General features: G+C 44.4%; 24 protein-coding genes and 1 tRNA gene. 13 read left to right on the top strand and 12 right to left on the bottom strand.

Annotated elements, in window-relative coordinates; translation table 11 throughout:
• Positions 1-28: 28 nt before the first annotated feature.
• The 5 genes from B2866_RS07340 to B2866_RS07320 form a co-directional block, all read right to left on the bottom strand.
• On the bottom strand, positions 29-715 hold the full coding sequence (locus tag B2866_RS07340; RefSeq protein WP_296192235.1) for a Maf family protein: 687 nt from the start codon (positions 713-715) through the stop codon (positions 29-31).
• 100 nt (positions 716-815) lie between these two features.
• Complete coding sequence (gene mreD, locus B2866_RS07335; protein ID WP_296192232.1) at positions 816-1,301, bottom strand: rod shape-determining protein MreD; 486 nt, start codon at positions 1,299-1,301, stop codon at positions 816-818.
• A 180-nt stretch (positions 1,302-1,481) separates the two neighbouring features.
• Positions 1,482-2,342: a rod shape-determining protein MreC gene (gene mreC / locus B2866_RS07330; RefSeq protein WP_296192227.1), complete on the bottom strand. Its 861-nt coding sequence runs from the start codon at positions 2,340-2,342 to the stop codon at positions 1,482-1,484.
• 244 nt (positions 2,343-2,586) lie between these two features.
• Positions 2,587-3,624 carry a rod shape-determining protein gene (locus B2866_RS07325; RefSeq protein ID WP_414706782.1) on the bottom strand — a complete coding sequence of 346 codons (1,038 nt, stop codon included), beginning with the start codon at positions 3,622-3,624 and terminating at the stop codon, positions 2,587-2,589.
• 223 nt (positions 3,625-3,847) lie between these two features.
• A complete protein-coding gene (locus B2866_RS07320; protein WP_296192223.1) occupies positions 3,848-3,991 on the bottom strand; it encodes a hypothetical protein in 144 nt (47 codons plus the stop codon).
• A 335-nt stretch (positions 3,992-4,326) separates the two neighbouring features.
• Here B2866_RS07320 and gatC point away from each other — a divergent pair, with 335 nt between their 5' ends.
• From gatC to B2866_RS07260, 12 genes are all read left to right on the top strand, one after another.
• Positions 4,327-4,641 (top strand): Asp-tRNA(Asn)/Glu-tRNA(Gln) amidotransferase subunit GatC, encoded by a 315-nt coding sequence (gene gatC / locus B2866_RS07315; RefSeq protein ID WP_296192221.1) that lies wholly within the window; start codon positions 4,327-4,329, stop codon positions 4,639-4,641.
• Between the two features lie 68 nt (positions 4,642-4,709).
• Positions 4,710-6,212 (top strand): Asp-tRNA(Asn)/Glu-tRNA(Gln) amidotransferase subunit GatA, encoded by a 1,503-nt coding sequence (gatA, locus tag B2866_RS07310; RefSeq protein WP_296192217.1) that lies wholly within the window; start codon positions 4,710-4,712, stop codon positions 6,210-6,212.
• Positions 6,212-7,738: an Asp-tRNA(Asn)/Glu-tRNA(Gln) amidotransferase subunit GatB gene (gene gatB, locus B2866_RS07305; protein WP_296192214.1), complete on the top strand. Its 1,527-nt coding sequence runs from the start codon at positions 6,212-6,214 to the stop codon at positions 7,736-7,738. The genes gatA and gatB overlap by 1 nt, the downstream gene beginning before the upstream one ends.
• A gap of 108 nt (positions 7,739-7,846) precedes the next feature.
• Positions 7,847-7,923: transfer RNA gene (locus tag B2866_RS07300), tRNA-Pro, on the top strand.
• A gap of 163 nt (positions 7,924-8,086) precedes the next feature.
• Positions 8,087-9,328 (top strand): tyrosine-type recombinase/integrase, encoded by a 1,242-nt coding sequence (locus tag B2866_RS07295; RefSeq protein WP_296192210.1) that lies wholly within the window; start codon positions 8,087-8,089, stop codon positions 9,326-9,328.
• A gap of 116 nt (positions 9,329-9,444) precedes the next feature.
• Positions 9,445-10,257: a hypothetical protein gene (locus tag B2866_RS07290; RefSeq protein WP_296192208.1), complete on the top strand. Its 813-nt coding sequence runs from the start codon at positions 9,445-9,447 to the stop codon at positions 10,255-10,257.
• A 177-nt stretch (positions 10,258-10,434) separates the two neighbouring features.
• Positions 10,435-10,725 (top strand): helix-turn-helix transcriptional regulator, encoded by a 291-nt coding sequence (locus B2866_RS07285; protein ID WP_296192206.1) that lies wholly within the window; start codon positions 10,435-10,437, stop codon positions 10,723-10,725.
• A 4-nt stretch (positions 10,726-10,729) separates the two neighbouring features.
• Positions 10,730-11,017 (top strand): helix-turn-helix domain-containing protein, encoded by a 288-nt coding sequence (locus tag B2866_RS07280; protein WP_296192203.1) that lies wholly within the window; start codon positions 10,730-10,732, stop codon positions 11,015-11,017.
• Entirely contained in the window at positions 11,018-11,308 is a 291-nt protein-coding gene (locus B2866_RS07275) for a hypothetical protein (protein ID WP_296192200.1), read from the top strand.
• Positions 11,298-11,813: a hypothetical protein gene (locus B2866_RS07270; protein WP_296192199.1), complete on the top strand. Its 516-nt coding sequence runs from the start codon at positions 11,298-11,300 to the stop codon at positions 11,811-11,813. The genes B2866_RS07275 and B2866_RS07270 overlap by 11 nt, the downstream gene beginning before the upstream one ends.
• Positions 11,806-12,384, top strand: a complete 579-nt coding sequence (locus B2866_RS07265; protein ID WP_296192196.1) for a hypothetical protein — start codon at positions 11,806-11,808, stop codon at positions 12,382-12,384. Before B2866_RS07270 ends, B2866_RS07265 begins: the two co-directional genes overlap by 8 nt.
• Positions 12,385-12,493: 109 nt before the next feature.
• The gene (locus B2866_RS07260; RefSeq protein WP_296192193.1) at positions 12,494-15,034 is read left to right on the top strand and encodes a DUF927 domain-containing protein; all 2,541 of its coding nucleotides are present in this window, start codon (positions 12,494-12,496) and stop codon (positions 15,032-15,034) included.
• Positions 15,035-16,667: 1,633 nt separating this feature from the next.
• Here B2866_RS07260 and B2866_RS07255 read toward each other — a convergent pair.
• Positions 16,668-16,970 carry a monooxygenase gene (locus B2866_RS07255; protein WP_296192190.1) on the bottom strand — a complete coding sequence of 101 codons (303 nt, stop codon included), beginning with the start codon at positions 16,968-16,970 and terminating at the stop codon, positions 16,668-16,670.
• Positions 16,971-17,112: 142 nt separating this feature from the next.
• Between B2866_RS07255 and B2866_RS07250 the strand changes: the two genes are divergently transcribed.
• Positions 17,113-18,054 (top strand): DUF1853 family protein, encoded by a 942-nt coding sequence (locus B2866_RS07250; RefSeq protein ID WP_296192187.1) that lies wholly within the window; start codon positions 17,113-17,115, stop codon positions 18,052-18,054.
• Positions 18,055-18,069: 15 nt separating this feature from the next.
• Here B2866_RS07250 and B2866_RS07245 read toward each other — a convergent pair whose 3' ends face one another.
• The 6 genes from B2866_RS07245 to B2866_RS07220 form a co-directional block, all read right to left on the bottom strand.
• Complete coding sequence (locus tag B2866_RS07245) at positions 18,070-18,600, bottom strand: DUF2726 domain-containing protein (RefSeq protein WP_296192184.1); 531 nt, start codon at positions 18,598-18,600, stop codon at positions 18,070-18,072.
• A 325-nt stretch (positions 18,601-18,925) separates the two neighbouring features.
• Entirely contained in the window at positions 18,926-20,161 is a 1,236-nt protein-coding gene (locus tag B2866_RS07240) for an SPOR domain-containing protein (protein WP_296192181.1), read from the bottom strand.
• A 275-nt stretch (positions 20,162-20,436) separates the two neighbouring features.
• Entirely contained in the window at positions 20,437-21,837 is a 1,401-nt protein-coding gene (folC, locus tag B2866_RS07235; RefSeq protein WP_296192179.1) for a bifunctional tetrahydrofolate synthase/dihydrofolate synthase, read from the bottom strand.
• A gap of 170 nt (positions 21,838-22,007) precedes the next feature.
• A complete protein-coding gene (accD, locus tag B2866_RS07230; protein ID WP_296192176.1) occupies positions 22,008-22,970 on the bottom strand; it encodes an acetyl-CoA carboxylase, carboxyltransferase subunit beta in 963 nt (320 codons plus the stop codon).
• A gap of 287 nt (positions 22,971-23,257) precedes the next feature.
• Positions 23,258-24,082 carry a tryptophan synthase subunit alpha gene (gene trpA, locus B2866_RS07225; RefSeq protein ID WP_296192173.1) on the bottom strand — a complete coding sequence of 275 codons (825 nt, stop codon included), beginning with the start codon at positions 24,080-24,082 and terminating at the stop codon, positions 23,258-23,260.
• An 18-nt stretch (positions 24,083-24,100) separates the two neighbouring features.
• Entirely contained in the window at positions 24,101-24,595 is a 495-nt protein-coding gene (locus B2866_RS07220; protein WP_068408513.1) for an HNH endonuclease, read from the bottom strand.
• Between the last annotated feature and the right edge of the window lie 3 nt (positions 24,596-24,598).

Here is a 24,598-nt window from a genome sequence, read left to right as displayed (position 1 = left end):
TTATTTGCTCAGTTTATTTCTTCAGTGCTTAGGCTTTCTTGTTGGCGCTGACAGCTGTGATATTTTTAATTAACGCCACGGTTTGTGCCAACGGTAAACCAACCACATTGGTATAGCTGCCATTAATGCGGCTTACCCAGGCGGCGCCTAAACCCTGAATACCGTAGCCACCGGCTTTATCAGCAGGCTCGCCACTGTCCCAGTAGTGAAGCATCATCTCTTCGGTTAAGGGGATAAAAGTTACATCGGTACGCTCAGTAATTTGTTGTTGATTCACGATTTGAAATGCTCTGCCGGAGGTTGGAGAGCTTGCAGGCTTAGCTGATAACAATACTTGAGTTGCTTGCACCGCTGTCCATACTTGGTGAGTATTATCGGACATCTGCTGCCACATACGATAAGCGTCTTTACGGCTGTCGGGCTTGACCAATACCGTTTTGCCATCGGCTAAGACGCCAATGGTATCAGCAGTTAAAATAATTAAAGATGCAGACAAATCAGTTTGACTGTCGTTTAACTTTTTATTTAGCTCTTTATTCAATTGCTCTAGCGCCGCTTCTGCTTTGCTAGCAACCATACGTTCAATGTAATCTTTAGGAGATTCATTCATCTGCGGCGTTTCATCAATATCGACGCTCATGACCGTAAAGTTTAGTTGCGCTCTGGTTAGCAGCTCATGACGACGCGGTGAACCAGACGCTAAAATGAGATTCATCGTAATACTCTTATTTTATAAAATTATGGTTTTGCGGCTGTTTAGTTTTGCAGGAAAATGGACAATACAAAGCTAACAAAAAACCTAGCAAGCAAAAAATCTAGCGGGCAAATTTGCGTAATGCCAATAGCACCAACGGCCAGCTGATGATACTCATGAATAACGATAGAGCAGATTGGGCAACAAAGGTATTTTGGATAAAGAGTTGCAATATCCATAAGCTGACTTGAAAAACAACCAATCCTAAGCTCGCTATGAGCCAAGCACTCATTGTGTTGAGTTGTCTGATATAAATACTGGTGATTTTTATGACCATTGCGACCATCACGGCGGCGAACGCTTGCTGACCTAGGTGGGTATCCATTAATAAATCGGCGATAATGCCAATAGCAAAGGCGCTGAAAATCCCGACATAGCGCGGCTGAAACAGTAACCAAAAAATCAGCACCATGACCATGACCATCGGGCGCAGTGCTGCCATACTTGGGCTTAAAGGATAAACACTCAGTGATGAAGCAACAATAAAACTCAGTATGATCAAGGCCGGGAGCACCCCAGTTGCATTATCAGAATCAGCATATGCCATGAATACTTACCTTTAGCGAGAGTTTAGCGGCTGCTATTTAATGGTGCATTTAATCTTGGAAAAATAGCGGCGCTGATTAAGCAGATAGCTTTAAATACTATTTATCTTATCTGTCTATCAAAATGTCTATGCTATAAACGATGGCGAGCGATGCAGACTTATGAGTAAGTCGACACGCTCTTAGTTTTCTTTAATACCCGCATTTTTTTTATTAACCAGCTTATCTTGCAGTACCAAGACATAGGCGTTATCGATAAAATTTGCCGCCGGCGTGACTTCAATACTTCTAAAGTTATCCTCTTGCGTGTCTTCGACATGGGCAATACGACCAACGCGGTAGCCTGCCGGAATACGTCCGCCCAAGCCTGATGACACCAGCTCATCGCCGACGCGCACATCTGAGGTTTTAAAGACGTAGTTGAGGCGTAATGAAGTCGGTATGCCCTCGCCTGTGACGATAGCTCGCTGTCCGGTGCGTTTGACGGTCACGGCAACCGATTGCTGCTCATCGGTAATCAGCAATAAGCGACTGGTATTGGGATAGACATTAATAATCTGACCTAAAATGCCCACTTCATCGATGACTGTTTGACCAACTTGTACGCCATCTTGCTCGCCTTTATTAAGTACCACGATTTGCCTGAGCAGATTGGTATCTGTTCCAATCACTTGCGCGAGATTTAAATCAAATTGCTCAGGGCGCGTGGTCGATAAGATACCTTGCAAGCGCGCGTTTTGTGCCAAGATATAATCCTGCTGCTGCAGCTTAGCTTGGGCATGGATGAGTTGCGACTTTAGCTGCATGTTTTCGCGGCGTAGCGCCTCTTTTGACTGCAAGCTACCACTTGACCAGTGTTTTGCATAACTCGGCAATAACGACAGCTCATAAATAGGCTGCATGGCGGCATGGGTGGTCGAGCGTATCGGCTTAAACCATTCTGGATTTTTACTGTCAAACCACATCAATACCAGCGCCACTATCAATACGATAGCAGTCTTACGAAGCGCGAGTGGCTGACGAGCAAAAATACTTGGAATCATAATGGGTCTAATCTAGAGTTTTTAAGGTAAGCAATAGTTGCGACTGTGCTTAACAGCAACAAATATCAGCCTATAGCGTCAGTTTAAAATAATGTCGATATATTATTAGCGACGTTTAGCTGATATCGTTCTGCTATTGCATTTTGGTATGGCTAAATGTCATTAAAGGCAACCTTATTGGCTACCTTTAATAGGAAAAAAAAATAGGATCAAACAATTTTTATAGCGCGCTAATATTCACAACTTAAACAAAAATCATATTTAGGCTTTTGTTGTTGATAAAATCAAGCGCAATACCGCCGCCACGGCTGACACAAGTCAATGGCTCTTCAGCGACCGTTACAGGCAGACCGGTTTCTTTAGAGATAAGCTTGTCTAAATCACGCAGCAATGCACCGCCGCCGGTTAAGACAATACCGCGCTCAGCGATGTCTGATGACAGCTCAGGTGGCGTCTGTTCAAGTGCTGCTTTTACCGCGCTCACAATGCCACTTAATGGGTCGCTTAAAGCTTTTTGTACTTCTTCTGAATTGACCGTAAAGGTTTTTGGCACGCCTTCTGCCATGCTGCGACCGCGAACTTCAACTTCTAGCTGGCTGTCTTCATTTAATGCCGAACCCACCTCTTGCTTGATACGCTCAGCAGTGGTTTCACCGATCACACAGCCATGCGTACGGCGCACATGGGTAATAATTGCTTCATCAAACATATCGCCGCCGATACGAATCGACTCGGCATAGACGCAGCCTGACAGCGCGATAACAGCAATCTCAGTCGTGCCACCACCGATATCAACGACCATTGAACCACTGGCTTCATGCACGGGCATGCCCGCACCGATAGCGGCGGCCATAGGCTCTTCTAGCAACAATACTTTGCTCGCGCCAGCCGACGATACCGCTTCACGAATCGCTTTACGTTCAACCAACGTCGATTTGCATGGCACACAAACCACTACGTTAGGCTGCGCCATAAAACGCTTGGCTTTTACTTTAGTGATAAAATGCTTAAGCATTTTTTGTGTCACTTCAAAGTCTGCAATCACGCCATCTTTTAATGGGCGAATAGCCGTGATGTTGGCAGGCGTACGCCCTAGCATCTGTTTGGCATCAATACCAACGGCGGCGACAGTAGGGTTTTGGGTACGATTACTACGTAGCGCGACCACTGTAGGCTCATCGAGCACCACCCCTTTACCAGGAATAAAGATAAGGGTGTTCGCAGTACCGAGGTCGATTGCGATATTATTTGATAAAAATCCAAACGGGTTCATGGCTAATATATCCAGCGTATTACAAATGAGGCGAATGAGGCGAACGAAATTGACTGAGGGTTACTCGTCAGTGTTGAGCAGGTCGTCGTTAGACATGACCTATGGCGCGAGTTTATCATCGCAGCAAGTCAAACCGAAGCAATAATGATGAAATGAAAAAACTGAGCTAAATTATACCGATTTAGCTCAAAAAAAACACAGATATTTGCATCAGTACGCTAGGATTTTGCCGTTAAACGCGAAAAGATGTTACAAAGTTTGAAATGACAGAGCAGAGCATGCCATTTAATGAAACATCATTTAATTCAAACACTAACAAGGCGCGATCACCAAGTATTATTGCTGCGGCAGGTTTTGCTAAGTCATTTAAAGTCATTTAAAGTCATTTAAAGTCATTTACTTAACGTTTCGCTGAGCAGTGGCTGCATACTGTAACGTATTTCTGAAGGCAATGCTGAGCAATTGACAATCAATCCATAACTATTCGGTCAATTTTGTAACGCTCTTTATTTGAGTAAAGTTAGTAAAGATACAGCAGCAATCGATGCCCCGCTCTGTAATCTTCGGTGAGATGCTTTATAATAAAGGCACTCTTTATAAAATACTCAGATAGATTGTTTATTTGCGTGTATTTTAAACATTATTACTTTATTTAGTTATTACCTATTTTTATCCCTACTCTAATAAAAACCATCCTTCACTGGAGAAACTATGTCACAGCCAACCCTCGCCGCTGAAAACAATGTCAGCCGCCAAGAAATCTTAGAAGTTGCCCGCCTTGCACGCCTCGGTGTCGACGAAGACACCGCCAGTAGCTACGCCGACGATATCAGCGACGTATTAAAATTGATGCAAACGCTTGGCAGTGTCGACACCACGGGTATAAAACCTTTATCAAACATTCATGAAGTTTGCCAAGATCTGCGCGCCGATGTCGCCAAACACGATATCAATCGCGAGCGCAATCAATCGGTCGCGCCTGCCGTAGAAGCGGGTTTATACCTTGTGCCCCAAGTGATTGAATAATTGCCTCAATAATTTTTACCGTATTCCACTTTATTTAATGTTATTCACATTTTGACGGACGACACCTTATGTCTGAACTTCACCTTTTAAGTACCCAGCAGCTGATTACGGGCTTGCAAGACAAACAATTTAGCAGCGCGGAATTAACTGAGCACTATATTAAGCGTATCGACGCGCTAGATAGTAAGATTAATAGCTTTATCACCCATACCTCTGAAACGGCGCGCGCACAAGCACAAGCCGCTGATGAGATGCGTGCCCAAGGTGACAAGCGTCCCCTGCTTGGTGTGCCGATGGCGCATAAAGATATCTTTTGTACCCAAGGCGTCTTAACGACTTGTGGCTCAAAAATGCTACATAACTTTATTTCACCTTATGATGCCACTATCGTCACCAATATCGATAAAGCCGGCATGATTAGCCTTGGTAAGCTCAATATGGATGAGTTTGCGATGGGCTCGGATAATGAGAGCTCGTATTATGGCGCGGTACACAATCCTTGGAATCTTGAGCGAGTGCCAGGTGGCTCATCAGGTGGTAGTGCCGCTGCCGTTGCTTCAGGATTTGTTCCGGTTGCTACTGCCAGTGATACGGGTGGTTCTATTCGTCAGCCTGCGTCATTTTGTGGTTTAACCGGTATCAAACCGACTTATGGTCGTATCTCGCGCTTTGGCATGATTGCTTATGCGTCAAGTCTTGACCAAGCCGGTAGCATGGGCCGTAGTGCTATGGACTGCGCGTATCTGCTACAACCGATGATTGGTCATGACCCACGCGATGCTACTTCTATCAAACATGATATGCCAGATTACGTGCAAGACTTAAACAATGCCGTCACTACTGCTGGCGACAACGCTAAGCCATTAGAAGGCTTACGTATTGGCGTTGCAAAAGAGTACTTTACCAAAGGTTTAGATACCGAAGTCGAGCAAGCCGTACGGGCAGCGCTAAAACAATACGAAGCGCTTGGGGCGACGATTGTAGAGGTCAACATCACTGACCCTGAAATTACCCTAGCCACTTATTATATGCTCGCACCAGCTGAAGCATCATCGAACCTATCACGTTTTGATGGTGTGCGTTTTGGCTATCGCTGTGAGAACCCAACTGACCTGCTCGACTTATATACGCGCTCACGCTCAGAAGGCTTTGGCCCTGAAGTACAACGCCGTATTTTGACCGGTACTTACGCGCTATCAGCCGGTTACTTTGACGCCTATTACACTAAAGCTCAAAAAGTACGCCGACTCATCGTACAAGACTTCGAAGACGCTTTCGCTAACTGTGATGTCATCGCCAGTCCAACCGCGCCGACCGCGGCTTATAAGCTCGGTGAAGACCTTGATCCTGCAACCATGTATTTGGGTGACGTATATACCATCGGTGTCAACTTAGCCGGTTTGCCTGCGCTTAGTCAGCCGGTTGGTTTAACCTCAAACGGCTTACCAATTGGGCTGCAATTGATTGGTCAATATTGGCAAGAGAGTAAACTACTCTCTACCGCGCACCTATTCCAGCAGCATACTGACCACCATTTACAACACTCTACCATCGCGAAGGAGACGGTATAATGAACACAGCAACTACTACTGATAATGCCGCTCAGCAAGAAATCGTCCGCAAAGAGCTGTTCGTCGATGGCTATGAAGTGGTCATCGGGATTGAGATTCATTGCCAGCTCAATACCGAAAGTAAAATATTCTCCAGCGCGCCGACTGACTTTGGTCATGAGCCAAATACCCAAGCCAGTATCGTTGATTTAGGTCTGCCTGGCGTATTGCCTGTACTTAATACTGGCGTGGTAGATCGTGCCTTAAAGTTTGGTATTGGCGTCAATGCTGAGCTGGGCTTATTCAATACCTTTGACCGTAAAAACTACTTCTATCCAGATTTGCCTAAAGGCTATCAAATCACCCAAATGGCCAACCCTATCGTTGGCAAGGGTTATATTGACGTGGTGGTCAATGAAGGCGAGAAAAACGAATACCCGAAACGTATGGGCATCACCCGCGCGCACCTAGAAGAAGATGCGGGTAAATCCGTGCATGATGCCGTCGATGGCATGACGGGCGTTGACCTTAACCGCGCAGGCACGCCACTTATCGAAATTGTCTCCGAGCCTGATATGCGCTCAGCTGCCGAAGCGATTGCTTATATCAAAGCCATTCACCAGCTGGTCACATGGCTTGGTATCTCAGATGCGATTATGGCAGAAGGCTCATTCCGCTGCGACTGTAACGTCTCTGTGCGTAAGCCGGGCGCAGATTTGGGGACGCGTACGGAGCTAAAAAACCTCAACTCATTCCGCTTTATCGAACGCGCCATCAATCGTGAAATCGAGCGTCAAATCGACATCATTGAGGACGGCGGTAAAGTTATCCAAGCGACGATGCTATACGATCCTGAGCGCGATGAAACCCGCACCATGCGTACCAAAGAAGACGCCAATGATTATCGCTACTTCCCTGATCCTGACTTGCTGCCAGTACGTATCGAGCAGCATACGGTCGATGCCATCAAGGCTGCGATGCCCGAATTACCTGTTGCTCGCCGTGCACGCTTTGAAGAGGCACTTGGGCTATCAGAATACGACGCTCGCATCTTGACCGGTAGCCGTACGCTCGCCGATTATTTTGAAAATGTCGTCGCTGAGGTCGGGCAACAAGACGCCAAAATGGCCGCTAACTGGGTCATGGGCGATCTACTCGGTGCGCTCAATAAAGATGATAAAGACATCGCTGACTCGCCTATCAGCGCCAAACAGTTGGCTGGCATGCTGGCACGTATCAAAGATGACACCTTATCGGGCAAATTAGCCAAAAAAGTCTTTAGTGCGCTTTATGAGCGCGAAGGCGGCGATGCCGATGACGCTGCTGATAAAATCATCGAAGAAAAAGGGCTTAAGCAAGAAACCGATACGGGGGCGATTAAAGCCATCGTTGAAGAGGTTATCGCCAAAAACCAAGCGATGGTCGATGAGTATCGCGGCGGTAAAGAAAAAGCCTTTAACGGTCTGGTTGGGCAAGTGATGAAAGCCAGCCGCGGCAGTGCCAACCCGCAACAAGTCAACCAAATCCTAAAAGAGCTATTGGGTTAACTGTTCATTGGTTATGCTGACTGTGATAAGTAAAATACGATTGCAGATTTTGGCTAAAATAAATAGCCCTTGCAATATGCACAATTTTGCGTAAAATAGTCAGTCATTCGGGGCGTAGCGCAGTCTGGTAGCGCACTACACTGGGGGTGTAGTGGTCGCAGGTTCAAATCCTGCCGTTCCGACCAAACACAATATTAGGGCATACCGTCATTGACCGTATGCCCTTTATTTTGGGCGTTTTTCAGGTATTGAGCGTTATATAGGTGTATGGCGTTCCATATAGAATGTTGGTATTATTGTTGGTATTGAGCAGTACCAACATGGACAATACCAACAAAGGATAACCCCATGCCCCTAACCCATACAGGTATCAACAAGCTACAGCCTAGTAGCACCTCTATAGCCACAAAACGACCTGACAAACACAGTGATGGTAACGGGCTGCAATTATGGGTGCGTTATACGGGCGTTAAGTCATGGATTAGCGCCTACAGGTGGCAAGGCAAACAGCAAACCCTCACTATTGGCACTTATCCAGTAATGAGCCTACAAAATGCACGCCAGCGCAATATTGAGATTAAAAGGCTCATAGCTGATGGTATCAATCCAAAAGACGATAAGAAAAAGACACAAGCAGATAATGACGGTTCAAGGGCGTTCGATACCATAGCCCAGCGTTGGCACGATGACCGCAAGGCGCACATTGCCGCTACCACCTATAGCCGTGACTACTCACAATACCAGCGCGATATTAAGCCCATCATTGGACACATGAACATAGAGGACATAACCGCGCCTGATGTTTTGGCTATTGGTAAGGCAGTAGAAGCAAGGGGCGCTAGTGACATGGCAAGGCGTGCAATGCGTCAAACAGGGCAAATCTTTAAGCAAGCAATCCGTGAGGGCTTAACCAATCTCAACCCAGCCAACGACCTAACCGAAGCATTAAAACCTCACAAGGTGAAGCATCATAGCCGTATCACCAGCCAGCAATTACCAAAGCTACTACAAGATATTAACGCCTATGAGGGTGACCTACTGGTGAAACTAGGCTTGTGGTTTATGTGCTATACGTTTGTAAGGACGCAAGAATTGCGCTTTATGGAATGGAGCGAGATAGACTACAAAGCTAAGTTATGGCGCATACCAGCCGACAAAATGAAAATGGATAGACCTCACTTAGTACCGCTTGCCCCTCAAACAATGGCAATCTTAGAGCAAATCAAGGCGCTAGGGTTTTCGGACAAGTATGTTTTCTTTAATACCTCAACCCGTAAGCCATACAGTACAAACGCTTTTATCACTGCCCTATGGCGCATGGGTTATAAGGGCAGAATGACGGGGCACGGTTTCCGTGGACTTGCCAGCACTACCCTACACGAACAGGAATACATGCACGAAGCGATAGAGCTACAGCTGGCACATGAGAAAGAGAACAAAATCAGCAAAGCCTATAACGGGGCGCAGCATTTACCCTATAGAACCAAGATGATGAATGAATGGGCAAACTTCATTGATAATGCTTACGCTGGCAAGATTGATAACTTAATACGTGCAGACTTTAAACAACAAGCACAAAAGCTAGGTTAAGGCTTAGCACCAACTATGCAAGGCTAGGACTAATTACCCGAACGACAGCTATTTACACACCTTTGAGCTGTCACTGCCTTGCACCTATTTTATTAAAGGGTGTGTAAAGGTGTGTTATGAATATTATTTCAGACATAGATGTAGCTAAATTGATGCAACATTTAAATATCATTCAAGCTGCTAGTCTTATAGTAGGAGTTTCTCCTGCTACCATTTATAGAAATGATGATAATCAAACGCCATTTCCCTATATGCACGATGATTATAATACGGCTGAAAAATTTAGCGATGTTTTAGAAGCTGTTACTCATGCTGTAAAGTTCGGTTCACTAGAAGCTACCATTGCTTATAAAACTCCTCCTCTTATCCAGTATAACAATTTCAACAACCCCTCATTCTTATATCAAGATGACTTAACTGGGGATTGGTTCAAAACTGTTGATATTGATATACACAACACATTCATTCAACGTTCTAAATTAAAGCACTGGCTGTTAAGCCATGACGTAAAGCCACCCTCTTTGTTTACTAATAGCGAGAATGATAACGCTGATTATCTAAATAAAGAGCACGATAGATATGTGCCAAAACTAGCATTATGTATAAGAGCGTGGCAATCAAGCCAATACTTGCCTGATAATGTAGCAGTAGGGCTATGGTTGCAAGATTACATAAAAGACCATGCAAAAGAATACGGCTTAAGTAGCAGTGATACTATGGTGCAAAGCCTAGCTACTATATGTAACTGGAACTCAAAGGGAGGTAATAAGTCAACATTCCCATACCTTAGGGATAACATACCTAATGATTATAGCCAAATGCCGAATAAAGCTAATGTAAGTACAGAAAATGATAATTTTTTACCTGAACTTAAAGAGTTTTTAGAACCAAAACCCGAGGAGAAAGACAATGGGGACATACCTTTCTAGCCCTTTAATACTAATGCTTTTATAGAAAAATATAAAAATAATCACTTATAACTACCCCTAAACATACACCCGTGTTTAGGGTTAGTTTGCTATCTATTACCCCCTTGTCTTTAGTGCCATTATGAGTATGTCCGATACACGCTGTATCGTCTCAATACACTACATGGAGCTATGAACATGACACACCCCACCCAAAGCGCGCCAGTTATTCCCTTTACTGGTGACACCTCGAACGACACCGAACCAACCACCGCAAATAGTCCAGCTATGCAACTGCCTACTACAGGCATGGGCAGGGCTAAAGATATTCTGCCATTCCTACCATTTAGCAAAACCACTTTGTTTGAATGGTCAAAAGATGGACGTTTCCCAGCTGGCAAGAAGTTAAGCCCCACTATGACCGCATGGAGCTATGCAGACATTCACGAATGGCTTAATTCTCACACCTCAACCACTAGCGAGGTATAGAGCCATGACTACAACAGCCACCGCTACCGCCCCAGTAACTAATGAGCAAGCACCTAAGACCCAAATTGACACCATACGGGCACACTTGATGACAGGGGCAACTATCAGCACATGGGACGCATACCGCCTTTATCAAATCACATGCCTAGCACAGCGCATACATGACTTGCGCCTAACAGGGCTAGTTATTCAAAGTGAAATGGTCAAACACAATAAGAAATGGTTTGCCCTTTATTGGCTTGATGAACAAACCTTACTTGAAAGTGAACTGACTAACAGCGAGGTGAACTAAATGAATAACCACCCCAGCATATCAAGCGACACACCAGCCGAACGCCTAATGACTGTAGATAGTTTGTACTTACGGCTTATGTATGACCGCATACAAGATATTTATAACGATACCGACCACCTAGCCACCGCGCTAGATGCTATCAATACAAAAGATGATGTTAGTCAAGGCGTACTTGTGGCAGTCAAAGCCGCACTTTATGCCAATAGCGAGCTGGCAGGTATTGTTAGTGACATGTTTTGTGAACACGCATTACCGTACCAAGCGGAGGTAACAGACCATGACGCATAATCACACCAAACCCAATCTAAAAGCCCGTGACGGGGCACACAATCGCACGCAGCCACATAAGCGCGGCTTACTACTTAGCTTTATCATATTCATAGCATGGGTGGCAGGTATTGGCTTGCTACTGTCATTAATCGCTTGCCAGCCAGTCAATGCAAAACCGATTGCAACCGATGATAACAGCGGTTATCATAACCACACTACTAAACTAATAGCGGTTAAGCCAAGCCGTCATTCATTGGCTATTTTTGTGCCTAAAACTTGCCTGACTACTAATCAGCAAGCTACTACGGGCATGAATAAAAATACGTCTGTCTTTATACAGGCACGTCATATATTTAGCGCCGTCACTGGTGCGAACATCTATGACGGGTTGATAGAGCCTAATACAAAAGCCTTTACGGTAAATAAGCTCAACCGTCTATTAGCGGTAGTTAAGACCCGTCACCCTATTTTTATGGGTGACAACAAACTAACTAATCTAATAGGAGGGCATAATCATGCCTAATTCAATCCGTACGACCTCAAACACTCAAACCACTGCTAATAACACACCAGCCACATTCAAAGCAGGTGACAGCGTGCTATGCCCATCTGTAGGCAATGGCACTTATCAGCTATTCAACGATAAAGAATACGGCTGTTTAGGCTTTACTGCCAACGGCAAAACATACCATTACTGCAATGACGGCAAGGTAAGCCGCGATGATGCCGCCCCGTCATTATTCCATGACACCAAAGCCAACCGCCAAGCGATAGCCACGCTATACAATGGCAGCCAATCAAGCCAGCGCAAAGTAATAGACATAACCGAACCGAACGACAATGAAGTTATTGTTATATCGTCTTTTGAGTTATCAGATATTGCTTGTGATATGGAAAGCGCAGCTATTGTTATAAGTGACATTGGCAAGCTATTAGCACTTATTCATTACAAAAAAATAGAACCTGATGTTGCTATATCAATGGCGCGATTGACGCATGACACTACAGAAACGTGGCATGAGCTACTGCAAAGCCAGTTAGGTTCAATCAAGAAAACCTTAGCCATGACTCGCTACGGCAGGGAGGGTAAATAATGAAAACCTATCCACCAAAGCAAAGCCGTAAGCACGCCAAGCGCAAAAGCTACTACAAGAAGTACAGAGCCACGCGCCAGCCTAAACAGTCACAAGCAAGGGGGACTCGATGACCACACCACCACAAACAGCCACCCATGAAAAAGCCCGTGCGTTTAGCACAGGCTTTACAGTGGTAATAAATAGTTTTGATGCAGTCACACGGCAAGGACTGGCAAACGATAAGCTATTGCTCAAACTATATGACCTACTACCGCCCAATAGCTTGCTTAACGTTACCGACAATCTTACTACAGATGACGCGGCATTAGTACCGACCGCTGGCACGATAGCCCTAAGATTGACCGATAAACAAGGCGATATTGTAGGCGCGGTATTCTACACACCGAACAGCAAAGCAAAGCCCATTGTCATTGACCCTACAGGGTATGGCGCTATCGTCATGGGTGAGCTAAACAAAGCCAATGAGGTGATAGCACTTGATACTATAGATGATGGTATCGAGGTTCATTCATACTTAATGGCTAGCGATAAGACAATCATTGTTAGCCCTCAAAAGACAAATCAGCACCTTAAAAAGATGGTTCAGCATTGGAGTAGCACCGCGCCCGTTACCGTGCCTATGACACTTGATAATAAGGGTTTAATAAACCTATTGGCAGGTGTGAATGCTAAGGCAGTGATTACCGTGGCTCATATCGTCACAATGCTACAAGATGACAGTTATGAGGCAATACTGGCAGCTGATGACACCCAGCTAATCAATTTACAAGATACCGCCTACTATCCTGAATGGCGCGATGACCCACAGCTGAATGAACCGATGATTTATGCTGATGGACGTTTTGAGCTATACCATGATGGGCTGTTTTTTGTGAAATATAACGATGACGACCCAGCAAACATAACCTTTAAGTTTAAGGCGTTTGTTTGTTCACCGATTGAGGTTATCGCTAAGACTAGGGACACCAATAGCGGTACATGGGGGCGGTTATTGCAATGGCGTGATGATGACAATATCAAGCATCAATGGTCAATGCCGTTATCACTGCTACAAGGTGACGCAAGGGAATACCGCAAGGAGCTTGCCAGTCAAGGATTGAACATTACCACCAATCCCAAACAGCGCAGTTACTTAGATACCTATATTCAAAACTACCCTATTCATAAACGGGCGTTATGCGTAGATAGGTTGGGCTGGCATGAGGCACAATATATATTACCTGATGGTGCAATAGGTGGCGATGGTAAGCAGTTAATCGTCTATCAGGCAGCCCATGCAATCAACAGCACCATTGCCCAGCAAGGCACACTAGAACAATGGCGTGATGAGTTATGCAAAAAACTTGCTGAACAGAGCCGTTTTGTTTTCTCTATTGCTTGCGCGTTTGCTGGTCAATTACTCGCACTGTTAGATGATGACGGGGGCGGCTTTCACCTTTTAGGTTCATCAAGCATGGGTAAGTCTTTATCGCTTAAATTGGCTGCTAGTGTATGGGGCAAGCCTGACAGCTACACTAAGACATGGCGCAGCACTGATAACGCCTTAGAGGGCACAGCAAGTGAACATAACGACAGCTTTTTACCACTCGATGAGATTAGCGAATGTGACCCCAAAGTAGTAGGTAAAGCGGTTTACATGCTGGCTAATGGTCAAGGCAAAGGTAGGAGTACCACTACAGGGCATAACCGAACTGCTAAGACATGGCGCATTATCTTTTTGTCCAATGGTGAGGAGTCACTACAAAACTTTATGGCGCAAGCAGGACAGAAAACCAATGCAGGTATTGAGGTTCGAGTAGCGCATATAGATGCTGATGCTGGCAAAGGCTTAAAAACCTTTGATAGTTTGGTACTGGCAGACACGGGCGCAGCACAAGCCGATAAGATAAAAGAGTTATCACAGGCTTACTATGGCGTGGCTGGTATTGCATGGCTAGAACATATCACCAGTGACAAGGCAGCGACCACAGCCACCGCTAGGCAGCTTGTGAATGACTTTATGAGCAATTACAGCGACCTTGCCCCACAAGCGTATAGAGTCGCTAAACGGTTCGCTATTGTGGCAGCGGCTGGTGAAATGGCAACACTGGCAGGTATTACAGGCTGGCAATCAGGACAAGCAACCACCGCCGTTATGACATGCTTAGATAATTGGCTTGATAACTATGGGCGTGATGGTGAGCATGAGCAGCGCCAAATCATAGAGCATATCAAGGCATTTATTGAACAGCATGGTAGTAGTCGCTTTCAACCTTGCCACATTCACATGCACCAAGATTTTGAAACTAAGATAACAAACCGTGCTGGCTATCATAACTACGACACTGGGGAATATTATTTCTCTACCAGTACCTTTGATGAAGTCTGTTCACCATTCAATAAAAGCAAAGTATTGCAAGTGTTAGATGAAGCTAGGCTATTGAACGTGACAGAAAGCGACCGCAAAACGTGTAGAGTATCTTTACCATTCAAGAAAAACCGTACGCGCGTTTATGCAATCAAAAACGATATATTAAGTTGTGAAACTACAAAAAGCACTGGGACAGCTGGGACAACTGGGACAACCCATACGCAGCAAGGGCTAGGCACTGTCCCAAGCATTAAAACCCCACTGGGACAGCTGGGACAAAGTGGCTCAATTTGTTAATCTGTCCCAAGTGTCCCAAAGGCTAAAAAGGAGCTGGGACAGCTACAAGCCAATAACCACGGGCGTTGTCCCGTTGTCCCAAGTGTCCCAAGCAAAAAACTAAGGTACAGCAAAAATAATCAAAGGTAGGCGTTTATCGTCTGCCTTTTTTATGGGCTGCAAAAACCTAATGGAAACCTAAGGGTAGGCGCTCAATACTCACTTGCAAATCATGGGCAGCATGTTGTCATTTGTTGACATTCAAACCAGTTTGATGACTGCCAGCATGTTATCAATTGTTATGGTTTAAAAGCATAATTACCTTTACTTAGCGATACGGATTGCATAACCCCCAATGGGGTAAGTTAAGCCCAAAGTATGACCATCATTAGCCTACAGCCTTACAACACCATCAAAACACCATAGAGCCGTCAAACAAAATAGATAAGTCCATTTTTGGACGCATTAAGCATGATTTAGGTTTACCAGTGTTTACGGATTGCCAAAACATCAATGGAGCGCAACCGCTGGCTAGTCATGGGCTATAAGGCAGTTTTAACGACAAATCAGCAAGGAGCTGTAAACCTAAATTAATGTGAGCAGTTTTGCGCGTATCTCATACAAAGGGTAGTTTCTTGAGTCCATAAAAAGGAGTGATTTTCTATACTGTTTAATACGAGCTGACCACTTTAAAACACTAGATAAGTGACTCAATGGCAGCCCGTGAAAGGCTCATAGTAGATATGCACTGCAATAGCTGTATTAAAAGATAGATAGGCTCAAAATCGAGCGTATTAAACGTGGTTTAAGTTAACTATTTGTTTACGGATTGCCAAAAAGTGAATGAGCCGAAAACGATTGCTAGGCATGGGCTATAAGGTAGTTTTAGGGGTAAATTATAGGAGGGCTGTATCGGATTATAGATAAATCCTATTTTGGTTATATCGCATATCAAAGGGTAGGAATAACGGCAAGATTACGGCTAGTTTTCGGACACGTTAGAACCCAGCAAAACCTTACATTCAAAACCTGATAAAACCTGAACCCAAAACCTTATAAAACCTTACATTCAAAACCAAGTTACAGGGGTTTTTGGACATCGTAGAGGGTAGTTTTTGGAGTCCATAAAAAGGGACTTTATGCACAGGTATCGTAAGGGACTTTTCGGACATCTTAGAGCGCCGTTAAAATAATACTTGGAGTCCATAAAAAGGGTTAATTTTCGGACATCGTAAGCAGGGTTAAAAATGAGTTGTTGGACACGTTAGAGCGAGTTTATGGAACAGTACGCGCACGGGGTATATTTTGCCCATGATATGTAGTTTCTTAACAAGTACGAGGCAGCATAAAGGACTTTATGCACAGGTATCGTAAGCGAGCATCGCCCTAGTATGTTGAATAATGTTGAAGCAGTAAATAATTACAAAATAATATCCAATGAAGCAGCAAACAGTCAAAAACAGCACTATTAAAATCTATTGTTGGTATTATTGTTGGTATTGATGATAATTTAATTAGTTAAACCTATAACCATCAATGCTTACGGCTTATACTTTACTTCCTGCCGTTCCGACCAAACATAGTAGTTAAACAAAAAAGCCAATCATTGAATCAATGGTTGGCTTTTTTTATGCTCATTATTCTTCACTAAGTATCATAAAGACGCTTTGGTTATGGCACTTAGCGCTTCGTTAATGATAAATACTTTAGATTTGATATCTTTAAAACCAAATGAAGTCAGTCTTTGGCTATGCTTGCCTAAATATCTGTTGGCATCGTCCAGATTATCAAATACATAAATCCCGCCCGCTTCTTGCGTCTCTTCATTTTCTGTCCATAGCTTATAGACCAAACCATTTTCGGTTGCGATATCTGCGGCTAGCTCTTTCATGGCATCAAAAAACGCACTACCAAAAGGGCCACTATAAGGAAAGTCGATTTGCAAAAGGTATTTCATAATTTAATCCTCTTTATTATTGAAAGGTTGGCAATCATATATTCTGCCAGATGACTACAATCTTAACATATTACGATTCGCTATAGACTTTTAGTAAGCAAGTCGCTAGGGTAAATACTTTATATTTACTCTGGTTTGTCCTATGTCTGAGCTTACACCACACCTTGTTACTTATGCATCTTGGGAAGCTTATCGGCGACCTTTTGTGCGTGATTTGGCGTATGTGCTCGCCTGCCCTAACGTCTTGACGACGTGGTTAGATTTCGCACCGCATCAAACTACCCACAAAGTTGCAATACATAGCGCAGCATTTTGGCAACAGCAGTTTGAAGCTTATAAACCGCGTTTAAAAGAGTTGGATACTACCAATGCTTATCAGTCGCTGACCCGCTACTTATTAAAACGTCCTAGCCCCAATCGCTTGGGGTTTCATTTTGAGGGTTTATTGTCATTTTGGTTAGAAGACGGCTTTGCGCGCAAATTGCATCGGTACGAGACGCTCGCTAATAATGTGCAGTTATATAATGGCAAGCAAACAACAGGCGAGCTGGATTTGATTTTGTATAATCACGAGAACAATCTGGTTGAGCATTGGGAATTAGCGATTAAGTTTTTTATGGGTTCAGCGCCGTTTGCACCGATAGATTGGGTCGGTATCAACTCCAACGATAATTTACAGCGCAAAATGACCCACATGCAAACCAAACAGTTTCGTACGGTGTGGGTCGAGACTAAAAGTCATGGCCAAGTGAAGATTGATAAACGTTATGGCGTTATTAAAGGACGCTTCTTTTTACCAATGAACATCGCTAATTTCGTCTACCCTCATTGGCTAGCGCCAAGTTTTCCGATGCACGAATGGTGCGATAAAACTGATAATGCCACGCTTGCAACGATTGATGTAACTGCATTACGCGCCGCTCATTATATTGAATGGTTTAGCAAGCGCGACTTTTATGACAATCGTCAGTTAGCCCTTATGTATTCTGAAAACGGTATTTTAAGAACAGGGCTATATTTTGAAGGTGACAGGCCGATTGTGATTTATCCTAAAAAGTCTGGCCAAGAAAAAGAGATACGTTAAGCTTTTATTATAAACTTAGTAACTTTCAATTACCTGCATCAGCTCATATCTGAGCATATCGGCACTTGGCATGCGCTCGGCATGAAAGCGCACAATGGCAATACCGGCACTGGCAAGCGCTTTGTCTTTTTTATCGTCCGCCTTTTGCCGCGCTTTACTATTATGCGTCCAATCATCAAGCTCGATGGCAAGCAAGGTAGTCTGCGCATCGATATCCACGATGACATAGTCGACGCTTTGGCGACAAATGCGGTTAAACCAAAAGCTGCGCTCAGACGTCTCACTGCTATTGGCTTCAATGATACGAGACAGCTGAACTTGAACAAAGATATGATATTCAGGCAGCGCATTTTTCAATTTTTTAAAAAAGATCACTTCCGTATCGGTCATAATAGGCATCGGCGCAAATGGCCAAATAGCCAGTTCATCACCGCGCACAGGTGGCGGCTCAGGCTCAGTGGTCTGCTTATTAGAAAACAGTTTTGGTAGGGTGATCAGCCCGACAAATCCAACTGCCAATATTAAAAATATAACGCCAAATGACATGGTTTTACCTTATACATAATGAAAGCCGTCAGCTACGTAAATGATGTCAGTTAAATAAAATGACGACACATAGCTAACCGCGACAGGGCAGCCTTTATAGGCTGACAGGTTATACAGTACAGAAAATAACTGGAAGAAACAGAAAATAGCGCCGCACATCGTAACCAAGCTGGCACCAATCGGCAAACGATAAAACAAAAAACACGACAATAGATGTCGTGTTAAAAAAGATAGTGAGAATGATAAAAGTGAAAACGGACGTAATTAAAATTGTGCGGTTTATTTAGCGCTAATGGTTATCAGATTGCAGCAATTTAAATCCATTTTAGCGCCAGTATAAAACCCAAGCGCTGGTGGTATTCACTTTCGGGTCGCTATTAATCTTATCTTTTAGCGCCAAAGCAGCCACTTTACCGCGTTCAGGACCGACGATGACGCGCACACCACGGCTGGTAGGACTGGTTTTGACTTGATAGCCCGCTGATTGGAATTTTTTTGCCAACTCATCCGCTTTGGCTTGGTCATTTGCGAGTGCCACTTGTACGCCAAAACTGCCTTTAGCATCGGTTTCTTTCACCTCTTTACGCGCCTCACTAAGTTTCTGCTGCGCTTCACGCTTGGCATCGGCCGATTTCTTGGCCAACGCTTCTTCTTTTTGACGCTTTTCTTCACGCGCTTTTTCAGCCGCTGCTGCTTCACGCGCTAAGCGATCTACCTGCTGACGCGATGGGATGGTGATATTTTGACCCAGTTGTAGCGAGGTCGATGGCGAAATATTATTCGCTTGTGCTAAGACTTCTACGGGCATATTGTGTTGCCGCGCCAGTTTAATCAGCCCATCACCCTTTTTCACTTGATAATCCGTAGGCGATTTTGGCGCCTCATTTTTAGCGACTTCTGCAGCTTTTTGTTTTTTCTCAGCTTCAGACTGTTTTTTAGCTTCAGCCTGTTTTTTAGCTTCAGCTTGTTTTTTAGCCTCTGCCTGCTTTTTTGCTTCCGCTTCCTTTTTACTCTCTGCTAGCTTTTTAGCAGCCGCTTGCTCTTTAAGCGCGGCTTGGCGCTGAGCTTCTTGTTGCGCTTGAACCGTTTTTTGCTGCTCGCGTGCGCTGCTATCATTCTCAGTTGCCGTGGCAGTATTATTGCTATCCGTACTAGATTTGGTCGCCGTCGCCGTGTCTTTTTCAGCGTCTTTAGTGTCCTCGGCTTCTTTATCTTTAGCAGGTGCGGTGCTTGCCAAATATTGCTGACTTTCGGCGCGTGCTTTGGCCAATGCTTGCGCTTCAGCCGCCTCTTGCTCGCTTAAGAATTGCTGCGCACGTCTTTCTTGCTCTGCAACGCGGGCGGCGCGCTCTTTTTGTTTTTGTGCCAAGATGCGCTTTTCAGTTTCGATATCAGTCGTCAATGGCTGTGGAGATTCTTGCGCCGGGCTTTGTTTTTCTATCATCGCTGACGCAGGTTTTGTTTTATTGCTATCACCAATTTGTTGTACCATGGCGTATAGCATCACGCTACCGCCAATAATCATCCCAATGCCCAATAAGGCTTGTCTCGAAAAGTTCATCCGTTTACGTCTCTTAGTTGGTAATAAGGTTGATTGAGCGGCGCAACTGTCGTCCCAAGCTATATTTATATGGCTTTAATAAACAATTTTGAAACTTAATCTCGCCGCCAGTTACGTCCAGCCATTTTTAAATGCTAAGTTAAGCTGTACATAGCCATTTTAATCTGTATATAACATTGTATAGCAGTATGGTAAATCAGTTTGATTATAAAGCATATTTTTCATACTGTCTGCCATCACACTCCTGCTAAGACTAACATTAAATCAGTATGATTTTAATTTAAATTATCAGCAGCAAGAGCCGCTAGCGCCTCGCCAATCGTATGGAACGAGCCACATACCACGATTAAGTCTTGCGCTTGGCTGCCCTTTATAACGGCAGCGGTGGCTTCTGATAAACGTTTAAACTCATGTATTTGTGCCTTATCAACATAACTCGCTAAGATACCTTGTAGCTGCTCTGTGCTTGCTGCACGTGGATAATCAATCTCAGCGATAAACCAATCGCTAATAGGCAAGCCCGCGTTAGTCAAACGCTGCACGACTTTATTGATATCTTTATCGCCCAACATAGAAAACAGCATTTTAATGCTGGCAGGTTTACGGTTGGCTTGATTGCTGCTTTGATTGCTGCCTTGATTGAGAGCATCAGCGCTATTTTGCGTTGCTAAATGCTGCTGCCAAAGCGGTAATAATTGCGCCAACAAAAACTCAACGCCTTGCTCGTTATGCGCCACATCAAACAGCCAATGACGGTTATGGGTCTCACGATAGTCAAAGCGACCGGCAAGCTTGACCGTCTGCAAAGCCTGTTCGATAGCCTTTTTATCAATATTTAATGGGCTTGCCAACACCGCTGATAAAGCATTGGCAGTATTGGTCAATGACAGTGCGGGGCGTGGTAGTTGCATAGTGACAGCGGCATTACTGTATTGCCAAACGTCGGTATCTACTTCACGATAATCAAAGTCTTGCCCAGCTTGATAACAAGTTGCCTGATGCGTATCAATCGCTTGCTGTACACTCGCTGGCATCGCCTTATCGCCATAAATTAAGGTAATGCCATCGCGTAGGATCCCTGCTTTTTCACGGCCGATATCTTCGACATTATCGCCTAGCCAATCGACATGATCGATAGCGATATTGGTAATCACTGCCATATCAGGGTCAATAATATTGACCACATCTAAGCGACCGCCGAGTCCCACTTCTAATACCCAGACATCACAATCTGCTTCAGCAAAGATTAATAACGCTGCCAATGTTGTCATTTCAAAAAATGATAAGGTTAAAGCGCACTGTAACCTTGCCGCCTCTACTTTGCTAAAGGCATCAATCAAGGTCTCATCACTGACCATCTCGCCATTGATACGCACGCGCTCATTAAACACACTCAGATGCGGTGATTGGTACAGCGCGGTTTTATAACCTGCCGCTTGGCACATTTGCGCGATGACCGCAGTCGTTGAGCCTTTGCCATTGGTGCCCGCTACGGTAAATACATAAGCATCGTCTTTGGCTGACTGTACCACACCTAACGCCTCAGCAACCGGCAATACGCGCGATAAGCCCATATCTATCGCTGAGACATGAATTTGCTGCATATAATCAAGCCATTCGGTCAAACTCGAGTGCTCATTAGGAATATTAGAATTAGATACGATAGAGTCAGACATGGGCAGAACCTATATGGAATTTTTCGGGAAAATAGAGAATGAGAAAATGGTTAAATAAGAAATAGAGACAGTATATAACTACCTAGCCAAAAAGCAAAAATAGCATTTATCGTGATTGACGATAAATGCTATTAAGTAATAACGAGCTCAATTACCTGTTTGCTAAGCTGCTAAGCATCAACATTAGGCACGCGGCATAGTTTTGCCAGCAGACGGTAAATGGTATCAATAAGCTGATGACGGTGCACCACTTCATCGACCACGCCATGCTCTAATAAGAACTCGGCACGCTGGAACGGCTCTTCTAGCGTCTCACGCACCGTTTGTTCAATCACGCGCTTGCCTGCAAAGCCAATCATGGCTTTTGGTTCTGCCAAATGAATATCACCTAGCATAGCAAGCGATGCCGTCACCCCACCATAAACAGGATTGGTCAATACTACAATATATGGCACGCCAGCAATTCGTAAGCGTTCAATCGCCGCCGCAGTACGAGCCATTTGCATCAAGGATAGCAGTCCCTCTTGCATACGCGCACCACCAGAAGCAGCAAAGCAGACTAAGGGTACTTTATCTTTAAGTGCTTTTTCAGCGGCCTCTACAAAACGGTCGCCAACCACCGAGCCCATAGAGCCGCCCATAAAGCGGAAGTCAAAGGCACACGTCACGATATCAAGATTGCGCAATTTACCGTACATCACAATCAGTGCTTCAGACTCGCCGGTTTTGTCTTGTGCTTCGCTCATACGCTGCGGATACGGCTTACTATCCACAAAGCTTAATGGGTCTTTGGCAGTGAACTGCTGTCCTAGCTCACCGTCTACTTGATCGAGTAGCCAGTTTAAACGCTCACGCGCACTCATCGGTAAATGATGGTCACAATGCGGGCAGACATAACAATTAAAAATCAGCGCCGTATTGGTAATCATCGAATGACAGCTACTACACTTGGTTGACGGTTCGGTCTCTACCGCCGTCAAAGGTGCGGTCAATTGCTGTTTAATGCCCGGTATCGGGCGCTCAAACCATGATTGCCCAGCGGAACTGCCATTTTTTTCAGTCGTGTTTGTTTCAGTATTATTTGCAGTGGTCATATCAGGTTTTGTTATCGTATCAGTCATAATATTCGCCATTATCAAAGGCTTATCGACAAGTTAGCCAGGTTGGTTTAATTGGCTTAGTCTCTTGTCCCTAAGAAGTCCGTTTATAAGAATCAATTTAAAAGTCACATATCGTTATAACATCAGCAGTTATAAAGCACGCTTATGCGCAACTGTAACAATTTATATGTGATGTTAGTTTACACACGTAAACTAACTTTAGCAAAGTCATTTGCCTGTGTCTTTACAAACATTGTTATAAAAATTGCGCTGGCCTTCTAATTCTCTCAAATTTTGATATCAATAAACTCGATATAATATTAGGCGGTTAAACTATTAAGTGCGCCGCGTAGCTCGTCCATTTTTACCATAATTTTTTGCTGAGCAGTTGCAACCGCAGTCGCATCTTTAGCATCTATATCAGCAAAGTTTTGCACCAGCGCACTTCCAACAATAATACCATCGGCGTGCTGACCAATTGCTTTGGCAGAGGCTGCATCACGAATACCAAAGCCCACACATACTGGCAAATCGGTTTCGGCTTTAATCGCTTGTACTTGGGTTGCTACATCATCGGTATCGAGCGTCGCCGAACCGGTCACGCCTTTTAACGACACATAGTAAATATAACCACCGCAATGGGTCAGAACTTGCTCGCGGCGCTCAGGCAAAGTGGTCGGCGATAATAAGAAAATCTCATTCATCGCATGCTCAGTCAAATGCTGCGTGAAGCTGCCCGCCTCGGCTGGTGGCAAATCAACCATTAAAATCCCATCGACGCCTGATTGCTCGCATAAAGCGACAAAATTGTCATAACCGATGATTTCCACGGGATTCAGATAGCCCATTAGGATAATCGGCGTTTGCGTATCTTGCTTGCGGAATTCTGCCACCATGTTTAGCGCATCACGCGTACTGGTACCGGCTGCTAAGGCGCGCTCGCCAGCTAATGCAACAGTTGGGCCATCGGCCATTGGATCAGAAAACGGCAAGCCTACTTCAATCATATCTGCGCCATGCTCAACCAAGTCGTGTAGTAAGCCAACAAAGTTACCAGGCGTTGGATCGCCTGCCATGACATAAGGAATCAGGGCTTTTTTATTTTGGGCTTTTAAGGTTTCAAACGTACTTTCAATTCGGGTCATAGTGGTTCTCTTATAATTTTAAAATGAGTTTGTTGTCATTGAATCGCGTAAAGCTCGCATCTGTTTAATAGACTTATCAAAACTCGCTTGAGCGGTTTCTATGATGGCATCGATTTGAAACAATATGTCAGCATCTAACTGACTAATAAGCGATTTCTGATGCCAAGTCTCAATATGTACTAAGCGTTTTACATAAACCGAATCTGGTAAGTTTTGGCATTTATTAATTAAGAATTCTCGCCAAGGCATTTCTCTTTTTTCATCACCATTGCAAATATTGCATGCCAGCACAAAGTTATAGATTTCATTAGTACCGCCATCTTTTACAGCCTGCAAGTGGTCAAGATGACCTTTGCGACTATTCGGATCAATTACTATATCGCAATAGGCGCATTTATTATCAAAATAATTCCAAACTTGCTGCTTCTGAGATTTGTTAGGGTGAGTATCTATAACCTGTAGTAGGCTACGTTTAATCTGGTTTTTCGCCATAGAGGGTGTGACTTTTGCCATCTT

The sequence above is a fragment of the Psychrobacter sp. UBA3483 genome (assembly GCF_002377905.1).
GTDB lineage: Bacteria > Pseudomonadota > Gammaproteobacteria > Pseudomonadales > Moraxellaceae > Psychrobacter.
The sequence above is the reverse complement of the archived record's forward strand: the minus strand, read 5'-3'. Positions and strand labels throughout refer to the sequence as shown.

Bases quoted from the DNA above. Each gene is read 5' to 3' on its own strand.
- trpA (WP_296192173.1), bottom strand. From the start codon at position 24,082: ATGACCCGAATTGAAAGTACGTTTGAAACCTTAAAAGCCCAAAATAAA.
- gatA (WP_296192217.1), top strand. From the start codon at position 4,710: ATGTCTGAACTTCACCTTTTAAGTACCCAGCAGCTGATTACGGGCTTG.
- mreD (WP_296192232.1), bottom strand. From the start codon at position 1,301: ATGGCATATGCTGATTCTGATAATGCAACTGGGGTGCTCCCGGCCTTG.
- folC (WP_296192179.1), bottom strand. From the start codon at position 21,837: ATGTCTGACTCTATCGTATCTAATTCTAATATTCCTAATGAGCACTCG.
- gatB (WP_296192214.1), top strand. From the start codon at position 6,212: ATGAACACAGCAACTACTACTGATAATGCCGCTCAGCAAGAAATCGTC.
- B2866_RS07245 (WP_296192184.1), bottom strand. From the start codon at position 18,600: ATGTCATTTGGCGTTATATTTTTAATATTGGCAGTTGGATTTGTCGGG.
- B2866_RS07320 (WP_296192223.1), bottom strand. From the start codon at position 3,991: ATGACTTTAAATGACTTAGCAAAACCTGCCGCAGCAATAATACTTGGT.
- B2866_RS07265 (WP_296192196.1), top strand. From the start codon at position 11,806: ATGCCTAATTCAATCCGTACGACCTCAAACACTCAAACCACTGCTAAT.
- B2866_RS07240 (WP_296192181.1), bottom strand. From the start codon at position 20,161: ATGAACTTTTCGAGACAAGCCTTATTGGGCATTGGGATGATTATTGGC.
- B2866_RS07340 (WP_296192235.1), bottom strand. From the start codon at position 715: ATGAATCTCATTTTAGCGTCTGGTTCACCGCGTCGTCATGAGCTGCTA.
- accD (WP_296192176.1), bottom strand. From the start codon at position 22,970: ATGGCGAATATTATGACTGATACGATAACAAAACCTGATATGACCACT.
- B2866_RS07270 (WP_296192199.1), top strand. From the start codon at position 11,298: ATGACGCATAATCACACCAAACCCAATCTAAAAGCCCGTGACGGGGCA.
- B2866_RS07275 (WP_296192200.1), top strand. From the start codon at position 11,018: ATGAATAACCACCCCAGCATATCAAGCGACACACCAGCCGAACGCCTA.
- gatC (WP_296192221.1), top strand. From the start codon at position 4,327: ATGTCACAGCCAACCCTCGCCGCTGAAAACAATGTCAGCCGCCAAGAA.
- B2866_RS07280 (WP_296192203.1), top strand. From the start codon at position 10,730: ATGACTACAACAGCCACCGCTACCGCCCCAGTAACTAATGAGCAAGCA.
- B2866_RS07250 (WP_296192187.1), top strand. From the start codon at position 17,113: ATGTCTGAGCTTACACCACACCTTGTTACTTATGCATCTTGGGAAGCT.
- B2866_RS07255 (WP_296192190.1), bottom strand. From the start codon at position 16,970: ATGAAATACCTTTTGCAAATCGACTTTCCTTATAGTGGCCCTTTTGGT.
- B2866_RS07285 (WP_296192206.1), top strand. From the start codon at position 10,435: ATGACACACCCCACCCAAAGCGCGCCAGTTATTCCCTTTACTGGTGAC.
- B2866_RS07220 (WP_068408513.1), bottom strand. From the start codon at position 24,595: ATGGCAAAAGTCACACCCTCTATGGCGAAAAACCAGATTAAACGTAGC.
- B2866_RS07260 (WP_296192193.1), top strand. From the start codon at position 12,494: ATGACCACACCACCACAAACAGCCACCCATGAAAAAGCCCGTGCGTTT.
- mreC (WP_296192227.1), bottom strand. From the start codon at position 2,342: ATGATTCCAAGTATTTTTGCTCGTCAGCCACTCGCGCTTCGTAAGACT.
- B2866_RS07290 (WP_296192208.1), top strand. From the start codon at position 9,445: ATGAATATTATTTCAGACATAGATGTAGCTAAATTGATGCAACATTTA.
- B2866_RS07295 (WP_296192210.1), top strand. From the start codon at position 8,087: ATGCCCCTAACCCATACAGGTATCAACAAGCTACAGCCTAGTAGCACC.